General features: G+C 42.2%; 22 protein-coding genes and 1 riboswitch. Of the genes, 8 read left to right on the top strand and 14 right to left on the bottom strand.

What is annotated here, in order from left to right; translation table 11 throughout:
• Positions 1–103: 103 nt before the first annotated feature.
• Entirely contained in the window at positions 104–208 is a 105-nt protein-coding gene (locus BMW59_RS05400) for a YjcZ family sporulation protein (RefSeq protein ID WP_093048389.1), read from the top strand.
• 22 nt (positions 209–230) lie between these two features.
• Here the strand turns inward: BMW59_RS05400 and leuD are convergent, their stop codons facing one another.
• The 8 genes from leuD to ilvE all read right to left on the bottom strand — a co-directional run bounded on the left by leuD (position 231) and on the right by ilvE (position 9,636).
• Complete coding sequence (leuD, locus tag BMW59_RS05395; protein WP_093048386.1) at positions 231–830, bottom strand: 3-isopropylmalate dehydratase small subunit; 600 nt, start codon at positions 828–830, stop codon at positions 231–233.
• Between the two features lie 27 nt (positions 831–857).
• Positions 858–2,273 carry a 3-isopropylmalate dehydratase large subunit gene (gene leuC / locus BMW59_RS05390; protein WP_093048383.1) on the bottom strand — a complete coding sequence of 472 codons (1,416 nt, stop codon included), beginning with the start codon at positions 2,271–2,273 and terminating at the stop codon, positions 858–860.
• 13 nt (positions 2,274–2,286) lie between these two features.
• A complete protein-coding gene (gene leuB, locus BMW59_RS05385; RefSeq protein ID WP_093048380.1) occupies positions 2,287–3,393 on the bottom strand; it encodes a 3-isopropylmalate dehydrogenase in 1,107 nt (368 codons plus the stop codon).
• A gap of 12 nt (positions 3,394–3,405) precedes the next feature.
• The gene (locus tag BMW59_RS05380) at positions 3,406–4,959 is read right to left on the bottom strand and encodes a 2-isopropylmalate synthase (RefSeq protein ID WP_093048376.1); all 1,554 of its coding nucleotides are present in this window, start codon (positions 4,957–4,959) and stop codon (positions 3,406–3,408) included.
• On the bottom strand, positions 4,946–5,977 hold the full coding sequence (gene ilvC / locus BMW59_RS05375) for a ketol-acid reductoisomerase (protein WP_093048373.1): 1,032 nt from the start codon (positions 5,975–5,977) through the stop codon (positions 4,946–4,948). The genes BMW59_RS05380 and ilvC overlap by 14 nt, the downstream gene beginning before the upstream one ends.
• Positions 5,978–6,071: 94 nt before the next feature.
• Positions 6,072–6,593 carry an acetolactate synthase small subunit gene (gene ilvN, locus BMW59_RS05370; protein WP_093048370.1) on the bottom strand — a complete coding sequence of 174 codons (522 nt, stop codon included), beginning with the start codon at positions 6,591–6,593 and terminating at the stop codon, positions 6,072–6,074.
• The gene (ilvB, locus tag BMW59_RS05365) at positions 6,590–8,311 is read right to left on the bottom strand and encodes an acetolactate synthase large subunit (RefSeq protein WP_093048367.1); all 1,722 of its coding nucleotides are present in this window, start codon (positions 8,309–8,311) and stop codon (positions 6,590–6,592) included. The genes ilvN and ilvB overlap by 4 nt, the downstream gene beginning before the upstream one ends.
• A gap of 413 nt (positions 8,312–8,724) precedes the next feature.
• A complete protein-coding gene (gene ilvE / locus BMW59_RS05360; protein ID WP_093048364.1) occupies positions 8,725–9,636 on the bottom strand; it encodes a branched-chain-amino-acid transaminase in 912 nt (303 codons plus the stop codon).
• A gap of 513 nt (positions 9,637–10,149) precedes the next feature.
• On the opposite strand from ilvE, the gene BMW59_RS05355 reads away from it, so the two are divergent.
• The 4 genes from BMW59_RS05355 to BMW59_RS05340 all read left to right on the top strand — a co-directional run bounded on the left by BMW59_RS05355 (position 10,150) and on the right by BMW59_RS05340 (position 15,516).
• Positions 10,150–11,397, top strand: a complete 1,248-nt coding sequence (locus BMW59_RS05355; RefSeq protein WP_093048361.1) for a two-component system sensor histidine kinase NtrB — start codon at positions 10,150–10,152, stop codon at positions 11,395–11,397.
• Positions 11,398–11,629: 232 nt separating this feature from the next.
• Complete coding sequence (locus tag BMW59_RS05350) at positions 11,630–13,054, top strand: SpoVR family protein (protein ID WP_093048357.1); 1,425 nt, start codon at positions 11,630–11,632, stop codon at positions 13,052–13,054.
• Positions 13,055–13,324: 270 nt separating this feature from the next.
• Positions 13,325–13,969, top strand: a complete 645-nt coding sequence (locus BMW59_RS05345) for a TVP38/TMEM64 family protein (RefSeq protein WP_177174192.1) — start codon at positions 13,325–13,327, stop codon at positions 13,967–13,969.
• A gap of 119 nt (positions 13,970–14,088) precedes the next feature.
• Positions 14,089–15,516 carry a dihydrolipoyl dehydrogenase family protein gene (locus BMW59_RS05340; protein WP_093048350.1) on the top strand — a complete coding sequence of 476 codons (1,428 nt, stop codon included), beginning with the start codon at positions 14,089–14,091 and terminating at the stop codon, positions 15,514–15,516.
• A 57-nt stretch (positions 15,517–15,573) separates the two neighbouring features.
• Here BMW59_RS05340 and tenA read toward each other — a convergent pair whose 3' ends face one another.
• From tenA to BMW59_RS05325, 3 genes are all read right to left on the bottom strand, one after another.
• On the bottom strand, positions 15,574–16,239 hold the full coding sequence (tenA, locus tag BMW59_RS05335; RefSeq protein ID WP_093048347.1) for a thiaminase II: 666 nt from the start codon (positions 16,237–16,239) through the stop codon (positions 15,574–15,576).
• Between the two features lie 144 nt (positions 16,240–16,383).
• A riboswitch (TPP riboswitch) is annotated at positions 16,384–16,488 on the bottom strand.
• A gap of 157 nt (positions 16,489–16,645) precedes the next feature.
• Positions 16,646–17,482: a peptidoglycan editing factor PgeF gene (pgeF, locus tag BMW59_RS05330; protein WP_093048344.1), complete on the bottom strand. Its 837-nt coding sequence runs from the start codon at positions 17,480–17,482 to the stop codon at positions 16,646–16,648.
• A 97-nt stretch (positions 17,483–17,579) separates the two neighbouring features.
• Positions 17,580–17,765, bottom strand: a complete 186-nt coding sequence (locus BMW59_RS05325; RefSeq protein WP_093048341.1) for a hypothetical protein — start codon at positions 17,763–17,765, stop codon at positions 17,580–17,582.
• Positions 17,766–18,558: 793 nt separating this feature from the next.
• Between BMW59_RS05325 and BMW59_RS05320 the strand changes: the two genes are divergently transcribed.
• Positions 18,559–18,870, top strand: a complete 312-nt coding sequence (locus BMW59_RS05320) for a hypothetical protein (RefSeq protein WP_093048338.1) — start codon at positions 18,559–18,561, stop codon at positions 18,868–18,870.
• 47 nt (positions 18,871–18,917) lie between these two features.
• Here the strand turns inward: BMW59_RS05320 and BMW59_RS05315 are convergent, their stop codons facing one another.
• The gene (locus BMW59_RS05315; protein WP_093048335.1) at positions 18,918–20,612 is read right to left on the bottom strand and encodes a M3 family oligoendopeptidase; all 1,695 of its coding nucleotides are present in this window, start codon (positions 20,610–20,612) and stop codon (positions 18,918–18,920) included.
• A gap of 185 nt (positions 20,613–20,797) precedes the next feature.
• On the opposite strand from BMW59_RS05315, the gene BMW59_RS05310 reads away from it, so the two are divergent.
• Positions 20,798–21,970 (top strand): MFS transporter, encoded by a 1,173-nt coding sequence (locus BMW59_RS05310; protein WP_093048332.1) that lies wholly within the window; start codon positions 20,798–20,800, stop codon positions 21,968–21,970.
• Positions 21,971–22,073: 103 nt separating this feature from the next.
• Positions 22,074–22,991, top strand: coding sequence for a ketopantoate reductase family protein (locus BMW59_RS05305; protein ID WP_093048329.1), 918 nt, complete (start codon positions 22,074–22,076; stop codon positions 22,989–22,991).
• A gap of 103 nt (positions 22,992–23,094) precedes the next feature.
• Here BMW59_RS05305 and BMW59_RS05300 read toward each other — a convergent pair whose 3' ends face one another.
• On the bottom strand, positions 23,095–24,336 hold the full coding sequence (locus BMW59_RS05300; protein ID WP_093048326.1) for a peptidoglycan-binding protein: 1,242 nt from the start codon (positions 24,334–24,336) through the stop codon (positions 23,095–23,097).
• 135 nt (positions 24,337–24,471) lie between these two features.
• Positions 24,472–25,047, bottom strand: coding sequence for a GNAT family N-acetyltransferase (locus BMW59_RS05295; protein ID WP_093048323.1), 576 nt, complete (start codon positions 25,045–25,047; stop codon positions 24,472–24,474).
• Between the last annotated feature and the right edge of the window lie 183 nt (positions 25,048–25,230).

Genomic DNA, 25,230 nt, shown 5'->3' with positions numbered 1-25,230 from the left:
CAGGAAAAAGCGAAGGCTGAATATCAGTTAATTATTTTTAGCCCATACCGTGTGAATAGTTATGGCATAAGCTGATAGGACCTAAGAAAGGGGGAAGTATGCCATGAGTTATACGCCGCATAACGGAATGGGTTATGGAGACAGCTTTGTGCTTATACTAGTCCTGTTTATTCTGCTCGTCATTATCGGGTCGGCTTATATGTATTAAACGGCGGAAAAACCACCAGCTTTTATTTGCTGGTGGTTTTCTCTTGCGCTTGTTCAAAAGCGTCAATTTTATCCTGATGGGTGAGAGTCACGGCAATTTCATCCCATCCGTTTAAAAGCATTTCTTTTAAATAGTTTATTATTTCAAATGAAGCTTCAAAACCGGTATCGTCGTACACGACTTGATTTTTCAGGTCTACGGATAAATTGTAGTTGCCTGATTCCGCTTTTTTAACGAGCTCTGAAGTTTGTTCTTCCGGCAGCTGAACTGGCAGAATACCATTTTTCACACAGTTATTATAGAATATATCCGCGAAACTCGGTGCTATAATCACTTTGAAACCGAAGTCCTGAAGAGCCCACGGCGCATGTTCCCGCGAGGAGCCGCAGCCGAAATTTTCACCGGCAATTAAAATAGATGCTCCTTCATAAGCAGGGTCGTTTAATGAAAAATCCTCTTTGGGATTTCCTTCATTATCATAACGCCAGTTATAGAATAAAAACTGGCCGAAACCCTGGCGTTCAATACGTTTTAAAAATTGTTTAGGGATAATCTGGTCGGTGTCAATATTGGAACGGTTTAATGGATAGACAAGGCCAGTATGATGTTTTACAGGTTCCATTAATAATACCTCCTGACTGTTTCGGATTTATACTGGAGCGGTTAAATAGCTGCGCACATCTACAAAGCGGCCTTCTACAGCAGCGGCTGCTGCCATTTCAGGAGCTACCAGGTGAGTTCTTGCTCCGTTACCCTGGCGGCCTTCGAAATTCCTGTTCGATGTGGAGGCGCATCTTTCTCCTGGTGGAACGATGTCATCGTTCATAGCCAGGCACATACTGCAGCCCGCTTCTCTCCATTCAAATCCCGCATCTGTAAAGGTCTTATCGAGGCCTTCAGCTTCAGCCGCCTTTTTGACTGTTTGCGAACCTGGGACCACCATAGCTTTAACAGAAGGGTGGACTTTCTTACCTTCGACTACTTTAGCGGCCCGGCGTAAATCACTCAGACGCGAATTAGTACAGGAGCCGATGAAAACGTGGTCGACCGTAACTGAAGATATAGGCTGATGTGCTTCAAGTCCCATATATTCCAAAGCCCGTTCAATTTCTTCTTTATCTGCAGCAGAACGTCCATCTTCAGGTGCCGGGACATGTCCGCTTACCGGGATACACATACTTGGGTTGGTTCCCCATGTGACTTGAGGCTCCACCTCATCCGCATCAATTTCTACAGTGGCATCGTAGGCTGCCCCTTCATCGGAAGCGAGGGAGGACCAGTAATCGACGGCGTTTTTAAATGCCTCTCCTTCAGGAACATGGCGGCGCCCTTTCAAGTAGTCGAAAGTTGTGGCGTCAGGACTGATTAAGCCTGCTCTTGCACCTGCTTCAATGGACATGTTGCACACTGTCATTCTTTCTTCCATCGTCAGGTTCCGAATCGCTTCTCCGGTGTATTCAACGACATACCCTGTGCCGAATTTAACTCCGAATTTAGCAATAATAGCCAAAATTAAGTCTTTCGCTGTTACAGCAGGGTTAAGTCGTCCATTTACCTTTACATTCATTGATTTCGGACGGGCTTGCCAGAGTGTCTGAGTAGCAAGCACATGCTCTACTTCACTTGTTCCAATCCCGAATGCGAGCGCGCCGAAAGCTCCGTGGGTGGATGTATGGCTGTCGCCGCATACAATTGTTTTTCCAGGCTGAGTCAAGCCGAGTTCCGGCCCGATCACATGGACGATCCCCTGGTCGGGGTGGTCAATATCCGCAAGAGGAACATTAAATTCCTCGCAGTTTTTCTGCAAAGTTTCCATTTGTTTTTTTGAAACAGGATCATTAATAATATGACGGGCAACAGTCGGTACATTATGGTCCATAGTAGCAAACGTCCGGTCAGGGCGGCGGACACTGCGGCCTTTCATCCTCAGTCCTTCAAACGCCTGGGGAGAAGTCACTTCATGGACAAGTTGTAAATCAATATATAATAAGTCCGGTTTGTTTTCTTCCTGGTGTACGACGTGCTGTTCCCAAATTTTATCAATGATTGTTTTCGGTGTTGCCATGTGTGTCACTCCTTTAGGCATAACAGCTCATAATGCTTTTAGTGGTATTATTTGATTTAATACAGTCAACGACCAGTTGGGTCATTTTTTCTGTGCCTACTTTATGGCCGCCTCTAATGTTTAAGTCACCTGTATGATATTTGTTATCCAGTACTTCCTGCACTGCCGCTTCTACGACATTTGCTTCATGTTCGAGATGCAGGGAATGACGTAGCATCAGCGCTGTAGACAAAATCATTGCTAAAGGATTAGCAAGCCCCTGGCCGGCAATATCCGGGGCTGAGCCATGCACCGGCTCGTATAAGCCGAAACCGTCTTCCCTCAAACTTGCTGAAGGAAGCATGCCCAATGAGCCAGTCAATACTGATGCTTCATCACTTAAAATATCACCGAACATGTTTTCCGTAACAATGACATCAAAGTAGGCAGGATTTGTGATCAGTTTCATAGCTGCAGCATCCACCAGCATATGCTCGACCTGTACATCGGGATAATCTGCTTTTTTCTCTTCGACGATCTCACGCCAGAGTTTACTTGATTCCAGGACGTTGGCTTTATCTACAGATGTTAACTGTTTTCTGCGGATACTTGCTGCCTGAAAAGCTTTTTCAACGATCCGTTCAATTTCTTCGCGGTCGTAGGCAAGCGTGTCTACAACCGATTGGCCGTTGTTTCTTCGTTCACTCGGAGTCCCGAAATAGAGACCTCCGGTTAATTCCCGGACAATCAGCAAATCGCTGTCTTTGACTACCTCATGCTTTAATGGAGAAGCATGCAGCAAGTTCTCAAAACCCTGAATCGGACGAAGGTTTGCGAAAAGACCAAGAGACTTGCGAATACCGAGCAACCCTTTTTCCGGTCTTAAGTGTGAAGGGTTCTGATCCCATTTTGGACCGCCGACGGCACCTAACAGCACAGCGTCAGCCTTCTGACAGGCCTGATCTGTTTCGTCAGGAAGAGGAGTGCCATATTCATCAATAGCAGCTCCTCCTATGGCATGGGTTTCAAAGGAAAAAGTATGGTTAAATTCATCTGAAATGGCTTCAAGCACTTGTTTTGCGGATTCAATAACTTCAACACCGATCCCGTCTCCGGGGAGAAGAACGATCTTTTTATTCATAGTGGACCTCCTTTAATTTGTATGAGCTTGAACCATTTTGTCTTTAACAGGTGCCGGCTGGTAAAAAGCCCGGTTTACAGCATTTAAGAAAGCTTTAGCCGAAGCCTCCAATACATCTTGTGAAGAGCCTCTGCCGCTTACAGGCACGTCATTAACGACCATTTTAACGTGGGCCTGCGCAAGAGCATCCCGGCCTCTTCCGATTGAACTTAAATGAAAGTCTGTCAGGTGAATTTTCTCTTCAATCATAGAATCCAGAGTGTTATATAAAGCTTCTACACTTCCTTGTCCTGTTGAAGCTGTCTCGAGTTTTGATCCATCCGGAGCAATAAGCGCTACTGTGGCAGTCGGAAGGTTTGAAGAACCATACTGGACTTGGAAAGCTTGAAGCTGATATCTTTTAACATCGTCTGAATAGGTTTGAATTTCCGTTAAAATGGTAAATAGATCTTCATCGGTAACTTCTTTTTTACGGTCTGTCAGCTGCTTGAATGTTTTAAAGGCTTCAGCGAGTTTTTCTTCTGAAAGCTCGTAGCCTAACTGTTTTACTTTGTCGTTAAACGCATGTTTTCCGGAATGCTTTCCCATTACGAGATTGTTAGATTGTACTCCTACAAGCTCAGGGGTGATAATTTCATAGGTAGAGGCGTTTTTAAGTACGCCGTCCTGGTGGATTCCGGATTCGTGTGCGAACGCATTTTGCCCGACAACAGCTTTATTGCGGGGAACCGCCATTCCTGTCAGTTTACTGACCAGATCACTCGTCCGCTTAATTTCTTTTAAAACCAGGTTTGTTTCAAAAGGATAGAAGTCTTTACGGATATTAAGGGCGACCGCCAGCTCTTCCAATGCAGCATTGCCGGCGCGTTCGCCAATTCCGTTAATAGTTCCTTCAATTTGGGTAGCGCCATTTTCAATGGCGGCGATAGAATTGGCAACTGCCATTCCTAAATCATCGTGGCAGTGTGCCGAAAGGATGGCCTGGTCAATATTCGGGACGTTTTCCTTTACATATTTGAACAGTTTTCCGTACTCATATGGAGTAGTGTAACCGACAGTGTCAGGCAAGTTAATGACAGTTGCTCCGGCATCTATCACTTTTTCGATTATTTTTACAAGGAATTCAGGGTCGGAACGGGAAGCATCCTCAGCTGACCATTCCACTTTAGGGAATTTCCGGCGGGCATATCGTACCATTTCTTCAGCTGTTTCCATGACTTCCTCAGGCGTTTTTTTCAGCTTGTAGGTCATGTGAATAGGGGAGGTGGCAAGGAAAATATGCAATCGTGGATCCGAACCTTCCTTTAGAGCCTCCCATGCTGTATCAATGTCTGATTTTTTGGCCCTTGCCAATCCGGCCACTGAAACACCGCGTATATGGCGTGCAATCTCACGGACGCCTTCAAAATCGCCTTGTGAGGAAGCAGGGAAGCCTGCTTCCATCACGTCGACGCCGAACCTTTCCAATTGTTTTGCAATTTCAAGTTTTTCTAATTGGTTAAGGTTAACGCCTGGCGATTGTTCACCGTCCCGAAGAGTTGTATCGAAGACGTTAACGTGAGCCATGGGTGACCACATCCTTTTTCTTTTTAGACTGCTGCTTGACAAATGGCATCAGTTCGCGAAGCTCACGTCCAACTTTTTCGATCTGGTGCTGGTTTTCTTTTGTATTAATTGCTTTAAACTGAGGCCGGTTTGCCTGGTTTTCAAGAATCCAGTCTTTTGCAAATTTACCTGTCTGGATATCTGTCAGCACATCTTTCATACGCGCTTTTGTGTCTTCATTAACGACACGCGGGCCTGATACGAAATCTCCCCACTGGGCAGTGTCAGAAATAGAGTAACGCATTCCGGCAAGTCCTCCTTCATAGAGAAGGTCAACGATCAGCTTTGTTTCGTGCAGACACTCGAAGTAAGCGACTTCAGGCTGATAGCCTGCTTCAGTTAAAGTTTCAAAGCCTGCTTTAATCAGGCTTGTAATTCCGCCGCAGAGAACTGCCTGCTCACCGAACAAGTCTGTTTCTGTCTCTTCCTGGAATGACGTTTCAAGAATTCCGGCGCGACCGGCTCCGACACCTTTTGCATAAGCGAGAGCTACTTCAGCAGCCTGGCCGGTTGCATCCTGGTAAACACCGTATAAGGCCGGTACGCCTGCACCGTCTTCAAACGTTCTGCGGACAAGGTGGCCTGGTCCTTTAGGAGCGACAAGGAAAACGTCGACGTCTTCCGGAGGCTCTACCTGACTGAAATGGATATTAAACCCGTGGGCAAAAGCAAGCGCATTTCCTGCTTCAAGGTTCGGTTTAATTTGTTCTTCATAGATTTTCGGCTGGCGTTCATCAGGAAGAAGAACCATTACGACGTCGGCTTGTTTGACGGCATCCGGAACAGTTTCTACCTGAACTCCGTCTTCAACAGCTTTATCCCATGACTTTCCTTTTCGAAGACCTACTACGACGTCAAATCCGCTTTCTTTAAGATTTAAAGCATGTGCATGGCCTTGGGAGCCGTAACCGATAATGGCGATTTTTTTAGCTTTTAGAACCTCGTCTTGAATATTGTGATTGTAAAGTACTTTTGTCATTTGAATACATCCTTTCGAATTTGAAATTTGAAATTTGAAATTTTTAAATTTATTAATATATTTCTAAGAATTTTTACTGTCCTGTAAAAATGTCTTATTTAAGAAGAGAGTAGGACGTCATTTCCGCCACTTGCGGCTGGTGCCCGCGAGCGAATGCTGTAAGGCCTGTACGTGCAATGTCTTTAATGCCGTATGGCCGGAGCAAATCAATGAGCGCCTCGATCTTATCCGGTTTCCCGGTTACCTGAATGGACAGGCTGTCTTTACTCACGTCAATAATGGAAGCCCGGAACGGTTCAATCATGCCTTGGATTTCATTCCGGTGGTGGGCGTTGCTGACTACTTTAATCAGGGCAAGTTCCCTCGCTACAATAGCTTTATCTGACAGGTCGGTGACCTTCAGGACGTCAATCTGCTTGTTTAATTGTTTTGTCAGCTGTTCAAGCTTTTGGTGGTCTTCTACGTGAACCACAAAGGTCATTTTCGAAATTCCTTCAGTTTCTGTTCGGCCTACGGAGATGCTTTCAATATTAAATTGCCGTTTATGCATGAGTCCTGTAACACGGTTTAGCACTCCGCTTCTATTTTGAACGACTGCTGTGATGATTCGTTTCATGGTTTCACACCTACCATTTCGTGAATTCCTTTACCGGGAGCAATCATTGGATAGACATTTTCCTGCTGCAGTACCCGGCAGTCCATGAGTACAGGGCCGTCGTAAGCCATGACCTCATGAATAATATCTGTAAATTCCTTCTGTGTCTCTATTTTCATGCCGCGGATGTTATAGCTTTCAGCCAGCTTCACGAAATCCGGCTGCACCCCGACAATCGATTCAGAATAACGTTTATCATAGAACGCTTCCTGCCACTGCCTTACCATCCCTAGTGCGCCGTTATTAACGATAATGATTTTAACAGGAAGGCCTCTTTCCTGAAGGACTGATAATTCCTGTAAAGTCATTTGAAAACCACCGTCACCTACAATAGCGACAACAGGATCTTTTGGTTTTGCAAGCTGGGCACCGATAGCTGCAGGGAAGCCGAATCCCATAGTGCCAAGCCCTCCTGATGTGACCCAGCGGTTTGGGCGTCCGAAAGAATAATACTGTGCCGCCCACATTTGATGCTGCCCCACATCCGTGGTCACAATCGCTTCACCTCTTGTAGCGTGGTAGAGGGATTTCATGAGCCACTGAGGAACCATCTCTTCAGGAGGGTTGTTATACCAAAGCGGATAAGCCATCTTATTCTGGTTAAGCTGATCCATCCATTCCTCGTGGTCCGGCCCTTCTTTTAACTGTTTCTTAAGCTCTGCTAACGCAGCTTTTGAATCAGATACGATCGGAATATCAGTCGGTACGTTTTTGCCTATTTCTGCAGGATCAATATCTACATGAGCGACAGTTGCATTTTTGGCAAAGTAATTTAGGTTCCCTGTTAAACGGTCATCAAACCTTGCACCGATATTGATGAGTAAATCACATTCGGCGATCGCCATGTTTGCTGTATACGTTCCATGCATGCCAGCCATACCGAGGAACAAGTCGTGCTGACCCGGGAACGCCCCGAGACCCAGCAGGGTGGATGTCACAGGAATGCTGTATTCTTCAGCAATTTCTAATAAAATATCGGAGGCGTGCCCGTGAATAACGCCTGCACCGGTTAGAATTAATGGTTTCTTCGATTTTTTAATTGCTTCTGTCAGTTTTTTGATCTGAAGCGGATTAGGCTTTATTGTCGGCTGATACCCAGGCAGGTGAAATGCCGACTGGTCTGTTTCTGTACACAAGTTTGCTGAAATATCTTTAGGAATATCAACCACTACAGGTCCTGGTCTGCCAGTGGAAGCAATATGAAATGCTTCTTTTATGACTTTTGGAAGTTCATAACTGGATTGCACCTGATAATTGTGTTTTGTAATAGGTGTCGTGATTCCCATCACATCTGCTTCCTGAAAAGCATCTGTCCCTGTGACAGAGGTGGCAACCTGCCCTGTAATAACGACGAGTGGGAGAGAGTCCATCATGGCATCTGCTATTCCTGTAACCAGGTTAGTAGCTCCTGGTCCTGAGGTAGCAATAACGACACCCGGTTTTCCTGCTACCCTCGCATAACCTTCCGCGGCATGGATCGCTCCCTGTTCATGGCGGGTAAGGATATGCTCGAAATCCCCGTCTGACCGGTATAAAGCGTCATAAATAGGGAGGACGGCCCCTCCAGGGTAACCGAAAATTGTTTCCACTTTCTGTTCAAGCAATGACTCTACGAGAATATCTGCACCTGTTTTCACTGCGGCTTCGGGCTTTGTTTTTGGCTTAGTATCTACCTTCACTTTATCTTCCCTCCTGAAAATATAGGCTTATAGTGTAAGTTGGACAAGGCGTCCAATTTATGTCCAATATAAAAAGGCCTGTTTCTCCCGTGACATTCAGAGCCTGCTCTGCAGGTTTAAATGTTCAGCGGGGAGAAAAGGCCTTTACTTTTCTCGGTACCACCCGTTTTTACAATACTCTCGCGAATATTGTCTCATGAAGCAGGACAGATTATCTGCTGCTTCTTTTGGTAACAGGTGCGTTCATACACCTGATTATGCCTACTAAATTGACTTGTTCAGCATAACACTCGGGGAGGATGTCGGATTAAGCTGTATTACCGGGCTTCCAGCGACCCCGGTTCTCTGTGAATACAGTCCCTTAAACCTTTTTTCCCATCATCGATTTAAAGATATTAAATTTTTAATTCAGACTAGCTGACGATAGCCTTACCGGTTGAAGAAGATTCGTAGCAAGCAACACCGTCCGTTCTGACGACTTTTCTGAATTCTGATAATAGATGATTTGTTACTTTACCAGGTTTGCCGTCCTGAATCTTTCGCCCATCTACTTCAACGACAGCAATAACTTCGACAGCTGTGCCTGTAAGGAAAACTTCATCGGCAACATAAACATCATGCCGTGTAAACGGTGTTTCCTTCATTTCGTACCCATGCTTTTCAGCAAGATCAATAATAACATTCCGGGTGATTCCTTCAAGTGCTCCAAGATAAACAGGAGGTGTATAAATAGTGTTGTTTTTTACTAAAAAGATATTATCAGCAGAGCCTTCAGTAACGTACCCTTGATCATTCAGCATTAGGGCTTCATCTACACCGGCCTGGTTAGCTTCCAATTTTACAAGTATATTATTTAAATAGTTCAGCGACTTAACTTGAGGACTGAGTACATCCGGCCTGTTTCTCCGGCTGGCTACTGAGCCGACTCGCAGGCCGCGCTGATATAATTCTTTAGGGAAAAGCGCGAGCGCCTCAGCAATCACAATAACTTGGGGCTCAGAACAGGAGGAAGGATCGAGTCCTAAGTTTCCCCGTCCTCTGGAGATGACTACTCGGATATAAGCACTATCCAGTTTATTTTTTCTGACCGTGTCTACAATAATCTGCTCCAATTCCTCCTTCTCGTATGGAATGCTTAGCATTATTGATTGTGCAGATTCAAAGAGGCGCTGAAGGTGTTCATCCAGTTTAAAAACATTTCCGCTGTAAACCCTAATGCCTTCAAACACCCCGTCACCATATAGAAATCCATGATCATAAACAGAAACGACGGCTTCTTCCTTTTTAACAAATTTGCCTCCAAGAAAAATCCACTGGCTGCTCATACCGATCCACTCCTTTCTTTAAAGTTTAGACGCTGTAACGTGTTAAAATTATAAGGACTAATATTAGCCTTCCGTTCATTCTAATTTCAGAGTTTTTACTCTCCAAATTTTAAAAATGAAAAAAGGCCGTTGCGGGAAAATTTAAGTCTTTCAAGTGTGTAACTTATGGCCAACAAATATGATATTGACGCCAATAATACAGCCAAAAACAGTGAAGGTCAACAGCTATTTGTTAAAAATTCTAACATTTCAAAACTATCAGTCATATAGTAACCGCTTACATCCTTGCAGTTGAGCTAAATAAATTAAATTTTCTGATAAATTGTAAATTTTTTTAAAGCGCTTTCAATTTTCGGGTCTCAGCCGAGCAAAACAGTCGCTGCTCACGAAAAGGGGTGTTTAGTAATTTTCTCCGGAAGAACAGTTTAATAATTTATTAGAAAATGTATTGCTTCAAAGAACAGCTTACTGTTTAAATAGACTTAGACAGTTAATGTAAAGGAAGGATTAATAATGGATGGAAAGTTTGGTAATTTTCTGGATGGAAACATCGACTTAGACTTAAATGTTGACATGATTATTAATGCCCTGCCTTTTGGTGTATTAGTTGCAAATGCTAAGGGCGAGTTTAAGCATATGAACACAAAAATTATTGAAATATGGGGGGGAGACCCTTCTAAACTGACCCGCCATTCTATTTATGACAATTATGAAGGATACTACAAAAACACCGGCAAAAAAATAGCTGTTGGAGAATGGGCGGTAGTGAAAGCTGTAGAAAAAGCAGAGTCAACCTTCGGTGAAGTCATTGAAATTATCAGGCTGGACGGAAAGAAAGCAACAATCCTTAATTCTGCTATTCCGTTGTTTGACGATACAGGAAACGTCAAAGGGGCAATTCTTACTATTTCTGATATTACTGATGAAAATAAAATAGAATGGGAACTCGACATACATAAACGTTATCTGAATAATCTTGTCGAAGAGAAAACAAATGAGATCCAGGCTCAAAACCGGAAACTTCAGGAAGAAATATCCGAACACAAACGAATGCTGAAGCAGAAAGACAGAATAGATAAACTTAAGCTGGTTGGAGATATAGCTGTCGGATTTGCACATGAAATCCGTAATCCGCTAACGACGGTAAAAGGATTTTTGCAAGTTTTTCAAATGAGAGAGGAGTTTAAGGGGCACCTTGACAGCATTGAGCTTATGCTGTCGGAGTTGGACTATACGGATGAAATTATAAAAGACTTTTTAACTCTGGCTGATAACAAAAGAAATGAAATTAATAGATACAATTTAAATGACTGTATTCAAAAAATAAAACCGGTAATCATGGCTCAGTCGGCCGTGGATGAAAAAAAACTTATAATAGAAATGGCTTCTGTACTTCCTGATACTCTGATAGATGAAATAGAAATCCGGCAGCTCATTCTAAATTTGGCGGCCAATGCACTGGAATCAATGGAAAGTAATAAGTCTCTTACTATAAAAACTGAGGTTGAAAATGACCAAGTTGTGTTGTCAGTCAAAGATGAAGGACCAGGCATTTCAGACAGTATAATTGAAGAATTAGGAAGGCCGTTTTTATCTACAAAACCCGGCCATCAGGGGATGGGGCTTTCTGTTTGTTACAGTATTGCAAGACGGAACAATGCTGAAATAGATTTTGAAACTGGTGATGACGGGACAGTATTTTTTGTGAAATTCCCGGTTGATATTATAGAAAAAGACTTAAAGGCTGAGACAACAGAATAGCAATCTTATAGACATCCGAACCAATCTTTTAATGAATGTGATTCGGATGTTTTTTTATTATAAGAACGGATGTCAGTCAGCGAGGTAAACGTTTTAAACCCTCAAGGCGGTTATCCCTGTAAGGTTTGAGAGAGAAGAAGTTATTCTAATGGGTGATTGATTAGGCAAATCTCTCATCATTTAGCTGCCTCACACATAAGTTGTAATAACCGGAAAACAAGGAGGAAGCTAAATGAGCGGACAACTGGAACTGGGCCGTGCCATTGAAGAAATTACTGAAATAGCGGAAAGTTTCGGGCTTGACTTTTACCCGATGAGATATGAAGTGTGTCCCGCGGATATTATTTATACGTTTGGTGCCTACGGTATGCCGACGCGTTTTAATCACTGGAGCTTTGGAAAACAGTTTCATAAAATGAAACTTCAATATGATTTAGGTTTAAGTAAAATTTATGAATTAGTCATTAACTCTGATCCTTGTTATGCTTTTTTACTTGACACGAACTCATTAATACAAAATAAGCTGATAATAGCTCACGTACTCGCCCACTGTGATTTCTTTAAGAATAACGCCCGGTTTTCAAATACCCGAAGAGATATGGTTGAAAGCATGACGGCCACCGCTGAAAGAGTCCACCATTATGAGACGGTACACGGTAAAGAAGAAGTAGAAAAATTTCTTGATGCGGTCCTGGCTATTCAGGAACATATTGATCCAGGGCTCCAGCGCTCCAAGTTAAGCTGGTCCATGGAGGATGTCTGGGTAGAGGTTGATGAAGAAGAAGACCAGAAGAAAGAAAGCCCGTACGATGATTTATGGAATTTAGACCAGAAAGAAAAGACAAACAAGCCGTTTCCTGCAAGGAAGAAAAAGGCGTTTCCCCCTGAGCCGGAAAAAGACCTTTTATTATTTATTGAGCACTACAGTAACGAGCTTGAAGGCTGGCAAAGAGATATATTAACAATGATGCGCGAAGAAATGCTCTACTTCTGGCCTCAGCTTGAAACAAAAATTATGAATGAAGGATGGGCCAGCTACTGGCATCAGAGGATTATCAGAGAGATGGATCTCACATCAGATGAATCGATTGAGTTCGCAAAGCTTAATGCGGGGGTGGTCCAGCCTTCCCAAACCCAAATTAATCCTTATTACCTTGGATTGAAAATATTTGAAGACATAGAAAAAAGATATGACAATCCGACTGAAGAAATGAGGGAGCGGCAAGGGGTCAAACCTGGCAGCGGGAGAGAAAAAATCTTTGAAGTCAGAGAAATAGAATCTGATATCTCTTTTATTAGAAATTATTTAACAAAAGATTTAGCGGCTCAGGAAGATATGTATTTATTTCAAAAACATGGAAGAGATTATAAAATTGTGGATAAAGATTGGGAAGAAGTTCGTGAACAGCTTATAACAAGCAGGGTGAACGGAGGTTTCCCATTTATAACTGTAAAAAACGGGGATTATTTAAAAGCTGGAGAGCTGTATTTAACTCATGAATTTGAAGGGGTAGAGCTTGATACAAAATATCTGGAAAAAACTCTTCCATATCTGCACCAGCTCTGGGGAAGGCCGGTTCATATGGAAACGGTGCTGGCAGACAGAAAAATCGTTTTCTGCTATGACGGAAAAAAGATATCGAAAAGGTATGTGTAGGACTTAAGTGGCTGGGACAAAAGAATAGTAAAGAAAACCGAACAAATCATATGATTTTTGTTCGGTTTTTCGCTTTTGTACTTACTCTGATAAATAGTAATTGCAGTGAATTCAGTTCGCCAGTCGGACGCTTGCCAGGGGCTTGTCTTCAGCTAATGCATGACGGTATGAGTAAAAATTTCCTTGTTTAATTCTGAATAATTATAAATGATTAGTGTGAGGGGATATGGTATGTTTACTATATTCCTGTTACGAGAGGGGCTAAAGTTTATGTATAATATAAAACCTGTTTCGATAATAAAAATAACCAGTGTTCTTTTCATTATAGGTTTTCTTTTTTGGTTTAACTGGCGCTATGTAAATCTGGGGCCTGAAGATATAAAAACGGTCTTTCACGAATTCGGTTGGGCCGGGCCAATAGTATTTGTTACGGTTTATATTTTTCGCCCCCTCGTCCTGTTTCCCGCTTCAATTTTATCTCTGGCAGGAGGTTTAATATTTGGTCCGTTTCTTGGAATGGCCCTAATTATTACAGGTGCAGCCGGAGGAGCGACCCTTTCTTTCTGGATTGCAAGAAAACTCGGAAAAAGTATTGCAGCAAAAAATTGGACAGGCAAAGCTGAAAAAATACAAAAGCAGCTTGAAAGAAACGGATTTATATATATTTTAAGCCTGCGTCTGATACCTGTTTTAAATTTCGATCTTATCAGTTATCTTTCAGGTATTTCTAAAATCTCATTTCGGCATTTTCTGATTGGAACGATTATTGGAATAGTGCCTGCTACTTTTGCTTACAGTTTTCTTGGTTCCAGTTTTGCGTCGGGGGACATGACAGTCATTATTTTTGCATTGTCCTTATTTCTTGTCGTAAGCTTAGTTCCTTTATTATTAAAAAAAAGGTTAAACCATTTGTAAGTGGCGCTGTTAAGACTGAACCGCTTTTCCGACTACTTTCCGTGGATTCGGGGAATACCGTACTGGAAAAAAACCTTTAACAGAGCCTGCAAGAGAGGCGGCCGAAAAGGGGGAAGACTATGAAAACCTACGATATAGTAGTAATAGGAGGCGGTTCAGCAGGATTAACTGTGGCAGCAGGAGCCGCCCAGTTTGGTGCTGAAGTCGCTTTAATAGAAAAAAAGAACACATTGGGAGGAGATTGTCTCCATTACGGCTGTGTTCCTTCTAAAGCTCTTATTGCAGCAGCAAAAGAGGTTCATCAGCTTTATAAATCAGCAAAGAGATTTGGTTTAACTGTACATGGTAAACCTGGATGGCAGACAGCTAAAGAAAAAGTAAAGGAAGCGGTAGCGTCTATTCAGGAGCATGACAGTGAAGAGAGGTTTCGTGGTCTCGGTATCGACGTAATTTTTGCGGGAGCACGCTTTAGAGATAACCATCATATTCAATTATCTTCGGGTTCGATTATTAAAGGAAAGCGAATAGTTATTGCCACAGGTTCCAGCCCTGTGATTCCTCCTATTGAAGGGATAGAGCATCTTAAAGTAGCAACAAATGAAACGGTGTTTGATATGGAAAATCTGCCGGAACGAATGGTTATGGTTGGCGGAGGACCGGTAGGACTGGAACTTTCGCAGGCGCTCAGCAGACTGGGGGTGCACGTCACAATTGTTGATTCAGCTTCCGAAATTCTGCAGAAAGAGGACGAGGACATTTCCAAGCCTGTAAGAGAACAATTAAAATTAGAAATGACTGTGCTTACTTCCTCTACAGTGGAAAAAGTCATAAAAAAAGAAGGGAAAACGTTCGTTGTTATTAGAGGGGAACACTCGCAGGAATTAGAAGCCGATACGCTTTTCATAGCTGCAGGCAGAAAGCCCAACACAGAAGGTCTGGCATTGGAAAAAGCCGGAGTGGAAGTGAATAAGAAAGGTGAAATAATAGTAAAAGAAACGTTACAGACGTCCCAGGCCAATATTTATGCAGCTGGTGACGTTAACGGAGCATTTCCATTTACACACGCTGCCGGACATGAAGGAAAAACCATTGTGGCAAATGCGGTGTTCGGACTGAAAAGAAAAGTGTCTTACGAGAATGTCCCCTGGGCTTTTTATACTGATCCTGAAATCTTTCATCTTGGTAAAACAGAAAAGGAAGTTCGTAAAGAAAAAGGCCGTGACTATCGTGTCTATTCAATGGACTGCAGCCGTGTTGACCGGATGATTGCCGAACAGGACAAGCTGTCAGTCGTAAAAGTAATCACTGATAAGAAAGGGAAAATCCTGGGGGCGCACGCGGCAGGAGGACATGCAAGTGACTGGATGCAGCAGCTGATCTATATGAAAACTAATGACGATTCTTTCAGTAAGGTTTCAAACAGCGTCTATCCTTATCCATCAAGAGGGGAAATCGTTAAAAATGCAGGGGATTTATACTGGCGTGAAAAACTGTTTGAGAGCGGGCTGTCAAAAGTTATGGCTAAATATGTCTCGCTGTTCCGGTAAGGATTGATAAGAAGCTGTCCCGAAAGCCTGACTTTCGGGACAGCTTCTTTATAGGCCCTATACCGGCCATTTCTGTACAGTATAAGCCATATCAAAAAACATGTATTCCATTCGGCAAGCTGTATAAAAATGTTTTTTCATATCCGCCATTTCCTTTTCTGAAGCATTTACAGCAAGTTCATCTAAGCGGTCGATTGTTTTTTGGATGCGGGGCATTTCCTGAGCGCCGTAGAAAGAAATCCATGGATAGAACGGGTGGTTTTCATCCGGCTGAAAGTCTTCCATAAGTTTCTCTCCAATATACAAATAGATCCAAGGGCAAGGCAAAGCAACTGCCAAGGCTTCACCTAAAGTCCCGTTTGATGCTGCCTGGAGCATAAACTGGCTGTAATGATGGGCAGCAGGAGCAAGGGATTCTCCTTGAAGGTCCTCATATTTTACCCCTGCCTGTTCACAAAAATTATTATGGGGATGGGTTTCGTCATTTAAGATAAAAGAGATCCCTTCGTTTAATAGAGCCATATCTTCACGTGTCGTGCATTTAGCCATAGTTAAAGCCCGCGTCTGGATCATTGCATTTAAATATTCATAGTCCTGTCTCACATAATGAAGCAGCTGCTCTTTCCGGAGTTCCCCTTTCCCAATACCTTGAACAAACGGATGATCATAGCAGGCTTTAAACAATTCCTCTGTTTCATGACGCAAGTCTTCAGTAAAAGTCATAACAATATCCTCCTTTTTATTTCCAAGATCCACAGGAAAACGGGGAGAAAGAGACGTGCCGTTATAAACTAAAAAGCCATTCCCGGAAAGGAATGGCGTAACGGACACGGATGTATTAACTGGTAGTCATGATTAAAAACATCACGAGCTGCTGCACCACTTCCCTACGCTAGTATAAACTAGATCAGGTTCAAAGGGATCAAGATTCCTTTCTTGTCTCAGCCTTTACAGGCACCCCTAGTGGATCTTGTATGAAGTTATTTCCAGATTACCATTGGTCAGCAGGAAAATCAACTTGCTTCTTAATAATTAATAGTAAAGTAACATTGGTGCTAAGTGACCGCCCTGAATGGCGGTGGTAAGGCTTATGGCTAATCCCCATCAAGCAGACGGGAGGGCCTGGGCATTACTGCTCGTCTTTTACACCAATAAAACTGAGCATTCTGCCTGTCTTTCCTTTGTCTCTCCGGTGTGAAAAGAAAAGGTCATTCTGGCAGCTGGTGCAGTAGGTTGATACATGAATATTTTCTTCACGTACCCCGGCCTGAAGAAGGAGCAATTTGTTTACAGTTTTTAAATCAAGGCGGTACTGCCCTTCACTGATTTTTTCGTATGGAGCCGTACTTGTTGCTGGACAGTTTTCAAGTGCCTCATCAACTTGAGTGACCACCCGGTCATCAACGATATAGCAGCAGCTGTCAATGGAAGGGCCAATTGCTGCATGAATGGAAGCGGCAGGGATATTCTCAGTCATTTCCCATAGCTGCACCATTTTACCTGCAATATTCTTGACTGTCCCTTTCCATCCGGCATGTGCAATCCCTGCAAACCCCTGCTCAGGAGCATAAAAATATACAGGTACACAGTCAGCGTAACACAACGTCAGTAATATATTTTTTTTATTCGTATAAAAGGCATCCGTTCCTTTTATGCTGTCATCATAATTCGTTGTGCCGAATCCGGTAAGTTCTTCTGTAACTTTAACGATCTGGTCTTGATGAATCTGGTCAGCACAAGCCCATTTAGAAAGCGGGAATCCTAATTCTTCAGCTAACTGCCTCCGGTTAGCTGCCACGTCTTCAGAATTATCATTTACATGTAAACCTAAATTGTTAGTGTGGAAGGGGCCGCCGCTTATCCCGCCGTTCTTTGTCGTGAATCCAGCTATCAGACCTGGCGAAAGTTCTGACCATTCTTTTAAAATTAAGCGGGAATTGCTGTGGTGTTTAAAAGGTTCGTTCATCACTGTCCTGCTCCTTTCATAATAAAACTCTGCACGTATAGAAAATAAAATAAGCACGGGTTTGAATAAACTTCCCGTGCTTTAGCTATATTCGGAGTTACTGTTTTTTGTCTTCCGCTTCATACATTTCGTAAGCTTTTGGCACTTCCTGCTTTTTATTTTTTTGTGCAGATTTTTTTAATTTATATACTGTAAAAGATGCAGCGATAAAGACAAAGATCATAATAATATAGGCATAGCCCATTCCGCTGTCTGATGGATCAGGCACTGTAAATATATCCATACAGAATCACAGCCTTTCATAAGAGTCTGCTGTACACAAATATTATAACAAGTTTACGGGAGATTTTCTCTACTCACGCTCAACTTTCAAGTTTTACAGGCTTAGGAGACTGGAGAATAGCAAGACTTCTGATGCCGGAAAAATAATGTTTAATGACAGGATATCGTGATCTATAAAGGGGAAATTTGTCTCACCCAGGGAGCAAAACTTCTGTTCCTTTCACGTGTCATTTCCCCGATTGTCGGGTAGGGACTTATGTCAGGAGTTTATTTCACCTTCTTGTCCCCAGTGAAAAAGGACTTTTAAAACAGATTGTGTATCGAGAAGTTCAGCTTGCAGGTTTTGCTGCAGGCGTCCCGGAATATTTAAAATGACAATAAAATTAACAAACCAAAAAAAAAAGCACCCGATTAAGGGTGCTAAAAGGGCAGGGAGGGCAAATTAACTGAAGAAATGGCCCACCACTGCGAAGAAGAAGACGACGCTCATGCCAAAAAATGTCTGTCTCATTCTGAAGACCTCCTTAGGGAATGGGTGTGATGCGATAAACAGTCGAAAAGCAGGAATAAACCTCATATAATTGCGTTTAGGAAGATTAAACTGATATATCGTTGTATATCTCATTATATCGGCATTTTAATATATATAACTGAATTTGTGAAGAGGTTTTTAATATTTTTTTATAGAAAAAATTTCGATTATTTTCGCATTATTAGTTTTCCCTCACACACATATTTGAAACTCAACTTATACCTGTCCTGATTAACAGATCAAGTAAAAAAGGAGGTTAATGATGAAATTGATCGCCACTCAGCCTTATTTTAAGGTTCAAAGAGAAGTAAACAGTATAGAACAAAAGAATATAGAAGATGAACGGACATTATATCTATATGAAGATAAACTAATGACAAAGCACCGTGAATTCCCTGCGGATAAAATATTTGATATGTCTTTCCGTAAACTCCCGAAAGGGGAAGGATTATTATTTATTCATACGAGCCAGGGCGTGTTTTCTTATATGGTAAAAAAAAATCCGGAGGAGTTTATTCAAGCTTTTAAATCGCTTGAGAAGGAAATTTTAAAGAGAAAAAGAGAGGAAAACTAACAAAGTTAAACCGGTCTCGCCCAAGTAGGCTGACCGGTTTATTTGATTTATGGACGCAGGTCATGTAATTCTTTTTCGACAAAAGCCATTAGTTCTTTAATCATTTCTTCTGAAAAATCGAAGCGGATGCCTGCTTCTTTATAAATATCAATTAAAGATTTAGAAGCCCCAAGAGATAAAGCATTCTTATAATTTTTCAGAGTCTGTTCAGGGTTTTCACGATATTGTTTATACATCTGGACTGCTCCGAGCTGAGCGATCACATATTCAATGAAGTAAAAAGGTACTTCAAAGATATGAAGAATACGAAGCCAGGAAGTTTCCGCCCACTTTTCATAGCCGCTCCAGTCAACGACAGATGAATTCAGGCTCTGCTGAAGTTCAAAGAATTTTCTGTTGCGTTCTTCTGCCGAGTGGGAAGGGTTTTCGTACATCCAGTGCTGGAACTGATCGACTACCATTCCCATAGGCAAAAATTCAATTATTCCCTTCAATTGTTCTTCTTTCGCCCTTATAAGGTCTTCTTTATTATTATAAAACAGTTCCCACTGATCCATCGTTAAAAGTTCCATCGTCATACTTGCCAGCTCAGATGATTCCATAGGGGTGTCCCTGTATTTGCTAAGTGGAATGTCTTTCTTAAAATCGTTATGGATGCAATGCCCCATTTCATGAAGAAGAGTAATCATATCATCGTGGGTCCGCGATGCATTCATAAAGATAAAAGAGAGTTCTGAAACTGGCAAAGGAGCGCAAAAACCACCTGGTGATTTTCCTTTGCGTGTCGTTAAATCAAGCATGCCCCGACTATCCATTTCAGTTAGCAGCTCCTCAAAACGTTTATCCATATTGGAAAAGATAGAAGCGGTTTTTTCCACCAGTTCATCTCTTTTCTCAAATGGATTCAGCGGATCCAATCCTTTAGGAACGCCTTTCGTATCCCATGGTCTGTATATGTCTGTCCCTAGTTCCTGCTGATGGGCTTTCTGAATCTTTTCTTTCAGAGGAGTAACATGTTTTCTCACTGCTTCAGCCAACTTTTTGCAGTCGTCAGGCGTATAATCGAAGCGCTCATATTTCTTAAACATGTAATCTCTATAGTTATCCAGGTTTGCGTTTTCCGCTTTTTTCTGTCGGAGTTGAACCAACTCATCCATTATGTTTTGTAATTTCGGTTCGATAGAAATAAATGCTTCAGCAGCCTTTTCAACTGCTTTTTTTCTCGTAGGTCTGTCAGAAACCTGGGTGAAAGGTGAAATTTCGCTCAGCGTTTTTTCTTCGCCGTCCCAGTTTACCGTCAGGTTTCCGGTATGTTCAAAATAGCTGGTAGCAAGGCGGTCCTCTTTCACTTCCAACTTAATATTTTCTTCCCGGAATAATTCCTTAGCGTTTTTCTTACTCTTGATAAACTGTTCGTAATAGTGCTTGTCAAGAGCTTCTAATGAAGGTTGTGAGAGAATTTTTTCATCAAGAAGGGCTTCATACCGCTTGACTAAAGGTTCAATTACTTGCTGGTCATGTTCAAATGCCTTTTTAGCTTTCTCAGAGTTACTGTGGCATTGGAAGTCTATGTAATGGCCTGTCAAACCTTCTTCCAGCGCATCAAATAAAAAAGATTGTCTTTTAAGCCAATCTTCCAAGGCTTCCGCTGAGTCTGTTTTCTCATTCAAAAGCTGCTGAAAAGAGGATTCGATAGATTCAACGTCCTGAAAATCCAGCTTCTCTTTATAGAATTTTGTCATATTTTTCCTCCTTAGAAAATAATTATCCATATCTTTAAGGATAATATATATTTTTTGAAAGGTCTAAATAAATGACACAATCACTTAAAGATAATTCATCGTACGTTACAAAAACAGAGTATGATATGATTCAACTGTGGTAATAGTAATAACTTTTATTAGTTTAGGGGGAGACAGGGAAGAAGATGAAGAAAACATTAGTAATGGTCCTTATTATTCAATTTTTAGTATATGCCGGCTTCGGAATGGTCATTCCGGTTTTGCCTGAAGTGGTTGCCGGGGTGAGCGGGAGGGCCGGACATATTGGGGGAGTGCTGGCTGTGTATTCCCTGGCTTCATTTTTAACTTCACCAGCATGGGGGCATTTGGCTGACCGCCATGGCAGGCGGCGGATTCTCATCACAGGTCTGGCAGGTTATTCAGCCGGTTTTTTTCTGTTTGGGTTATACCTCGATTCTCTGCTGATGATGTATCTTTCGCGTGTCCTGAGCGGGGTGTTTGCTGGAGCTCTTTATGCAGCAGCTATGTCGACTATTTCAGATATATCTGATGATAAAACGAGAAACCGTAATCTGGGTTTAGTAGGAATGGCTATTGGTGTGGGGTTTATTATCGGACCTGCCTCAGGGGGACTTCTCAGTGTATTCGGGTATGGGGTGCCTTTCTTTTTAGCAGGGGGGATCCTGCTTCTGCTTATACCGGTGGCCTGGACAAATTTAGATGATGCCAGCTGGGTGAAGGTTGAAGCAGAGCCGGAGCAGAAATGGCTTCCTTCTCTAAAACTGCCTTCCGCCAATCTGCTTAAACTTTTACTGCTCATGAGTTTTAGTGCTTCCTTTTTATTGGCCGGACTGGAAAGTGTCTTTCAGATTTATGGGATTGATATGATCAACATGACTCCTGCAGAAATGGGAATGCTCTTTCTTATCAGCGGAATTATTCTGGCAGGGGTTCAGGGAGGTTTATTGCGGAAAGTAAAGACAGGTACAGAATACAGATGGATTATTCTGGGGCAGGCGGCTTCAGGCTTAGCTTTCCTCTTTATGGCTCTTGTCTTTAACCTTGTGCTCGCAGCGGTTTATTTAATTTTATTTGTAGTAGGAAATGCCGTAATCAGAACCTTGTCTCTGTCCTTAATCACAAGGGCAAGCGGCGAGCGGTCAGGCTATGCGTCTGGTCTTCAGTTTTCAGCAGACAGTATGGGGAGGATACTTGGACCTCTCCTGTTCGCCTTCCTTTACGATTTGCAGGGCGGCAGCCTGTTTTACATAGCTGCCGGTTTTTCATTTATGATTGTTTTGTTTATTGTGCTTAAAAGAGAGCGGCTCAAGGTAGCCTCTGTTGTCTTAAAGGACTAGATCCTACCTTTATAAGATGAGTTGAAGAAGAGGAAACTCAAAAAAGGAGTTTTCTCTTTCTTTGTGGAATGAGTGTAAAACAGAATTGATGAGGAGGAGTAGAATGAAAGTTTTAGTATTAGGTGCAGGTGCTACAGGAGGCTATTTTGGAGGAAGACTTCTTGAAAAGGGAGAAGACGTTACTTTTCTAGTAAGAGAAAAAAGAGAGAACCAGCTGAAAGAAGAAGGACTTGTAATAAAGAGTAAGCACGGAGATGCCCATTTGAGGCCCCGCACAATAAGAGCAGGAAGCGGGGATGAACCATTTGATGTTGTATTCATTGCGACAAAAGCCTACCACTTGAAAGAAGCATTAGAAGCAGTAGAACCTTTTGTGCGGGAATATACTACGGTCATACCTTTATTAAATGGGATTGAGCACCTTGATGAAATGAGGCGGTTCTTTTCAAAGGATCAGGTTATAGGGGGCTTATGTTTTATAGAATCAACTTTAAACGAGAAAGGCCATATAATACAGACGAGTGAGACGCACGAACTTGCTTATGGAGAATGGTCCGGCAGGGAAACGGATCGGGTAAAGAAATTATCTGAGACTTTTTCAGGCACAGAAGCGTCTTTCCGGCTTAGTGACACTATTGAACAGGATATGTGGCAGAAATATTTATTTATCACCACTCTATCCGGAATGACCTCACTTATGCGCTCTTCAATTGGCCCTGTCCTGGATACTTTGGAGGGAAGAACGTATCTTCAGCAGCTGTTTGAAGAAGTACGTTTGACTATGGTTGAAAACGGGGCTCCTTTAGCGGAAGGAATTGTTGAAAAACAAATGGGATTAACAGAAAAGTTAGGTTACAATATGAAATCTTCCATGCTGAGAGATATCGAAAAGGGCTTACATATTGAGGCTGATCATTTACAAGGTTATTTATTGTTGCTGGCTGAACGAACCGGAGTGGAAACGCCTTTATTGCGTTTAATCTATCAGCATTTAAAAGTGTATGAAAAAAACCTTCAATAACAAAGCGGGCTACTATAAAGAGAGTCGTTGAAAACTTGAAGTACAGACATAAAAAAAGTATCCCGTCAATACAACGGGATACTTTTTTTGTTTAATGTTAGTTTTATGGTGTTTCTACAATAGTTACTTCTACGTCACGACGGCCAAATTCATATGCTTCTTCTTTAGTAGCCACGTGGAGGTCAATACGGTTACCCTGGATAGCTCCTCCAATGTCGCCGGCTACAGCCTGGCCATATCCTTCAACTTCTACGATAGATCCTAAAGGAATAACATTAGGGTCTACTGCTACTACTTTTTTATCAGGATTATTTCTTAGGTCCTGACCTGTATAAGTGATACCTGTGCAGCCTTCACAGAAAGCAGTGTAAGCAGTTGCTTCCATTGTAAGTGTTTCTCCGTCAGTTCCTTCAGAGGCAGTTTCTTCTGTGGACTGTTCAGTCTGTTCAGCTTCTTCAATTGCTTCTTCAGAAGTCTCTTCTGTGGCTTCTTCAGTTGATCCTGCATCAGCTGTTTCAGTTGATGCTTCGGCGGATTCAGCAGCAGCCTCTTCAGCAGCTTCTGTTTCAGTTACATCCACAGTGGATTCTTCAGTTGCTTCTTCAGTTGCTTCTTCTGTAGATTCCTCAGTTGTTTCTTCTGTGGCTTCTTCAGTAGATTCTTCAGTAGATTCTTCAACTGGTTCGGATGTTTCTTCTTCAGTTGCTTCTGTTTCAGTTACTTCAGTAGATTCTTCAACTGTTTCGGAAGTTTCTGCTTCGGCTGATTCTGCAGATTCTGTTCCTTGACTGGCAGAGCCATATTTTCCAAGCTGTTCATATAAAGCAGCGTAAGTATAAGGACCGGCTACACCTTCGTCGTCTTGAACACCTTCATCGTCCTGCAAGTCAATAACTGCTTGTTCAGTTACCGGACCAAAAATACCGTCTACACCAAAGTCATAATACCCAAGTGTTTCAAGGTCTTCCTGAAGGTTGATAACAAGTTCGCCTTCGTCTCCTTTTTCAAGTCCGGAAAGCGCTCCAACTGTCTGATTCCCAGCAACTCCATCGACTAACAGACCGTATTTTTGCTGGAATTGTTTAACGGCATTTTCAGTAGCGGAAGTATAAACGCTGCTCCATGCACCTGTTTCCGGTTCTCCATAAATGCCATTCTCAGAGAGTAAATCTTTAAGCTCCAGAACATGCTCGTTGGATTGACCAGTATATAGTAACTTTTCGCCAAACTCTTTCCCATCTCCTCCAGCGGCATCAACCTGGGCACCTGAAAATAAAACGGCACCTGCTGCTACTGCAGTAATTCCCAGTCTTTGAAAAGACCGGATTGTCTTATTCGTTTTCATAGAAAGAAAACCTCCTTCATGTGATTCTTTCTTCTTCAACGATGCCTATCGTATCAACACGCACATGAAGGTTCAAGGGTTTTCCATGTTATTTAATCTTTTGCAAAACACTTGTCAATGTCTGCAATCTCCCTGTCATTTATTAGAGAATTTCTCATTATTCACCAACAATTCTTCGTTAATTTGGTGCCACTCACTGTCGAGTATACTCATTTCGTACATTCCCCAGTAACTATCCCCAATTCTTCTGTAATCTCTAAAGTATCCTTCTGTTTTAAATCCATATTTAGAATAAATTTTTTTAGCATGAAGGTTATTGTCAAAGACACCTAATGACACACGATGTAACAGAAGCTCTTCAAAAGCAAACCGGAGCAGTTCATGAAGGATATAAGGTGTAAAGCCTTTATTACGGGAGGCCGCCTCTCCAATGAGGACTTTTCCCAGACGGGCAGACCTGTGATGATAATCTGTTTTTCTTAACGCAATGTGGCCAATAGCCCGTCCGGTGTTCTGATCTTCTACCGTAAAAATAAAGTCCGGGCTCCCTGGAAAGTTAGCTTTTTGTATATATTGCTTTAATTGTTCATCCGTTATAGGAAACTCAAAAGTCACCCCTCCCCATTTCAGAAGAAACTCGGGCGATGTACAGTTGAGCCAATTTTTAAGTAAAGGAAAATGATTTTCAGTAAATGGTATAAGCTTGATCATAGGTCCCCCTGTTTTTCAGTAATTGTAAAATAATAACATTGTATATCTTGCCGATTAAATTGACTTTCAAAAACTAAAGTGTGTCCAATTAATTATAAACCAAATAATGGGGGGGCTGTCCCCCCATTAATTCCCAGGGGTTATCAACTGGGCGAATGACAGCATTTTATAAGTGTACATCTA

Origin of the sequence: Salipaludibacillus aurantiacus (assembly GCF_900111295.1) — a bacterium.
Taxonomy (GTDB): Bacteria; Bacillota; Bacilli; order Bacillales; family Salisediminibacteriaceae; genus Salipaludibacillus; species Salipaludibacillus aurantiacus.
The sequence above is the reverse complement of the archived record's forward strand: the minus strand, read 5'-3'. Positions and strand labels throughout refer to the sequence as shown.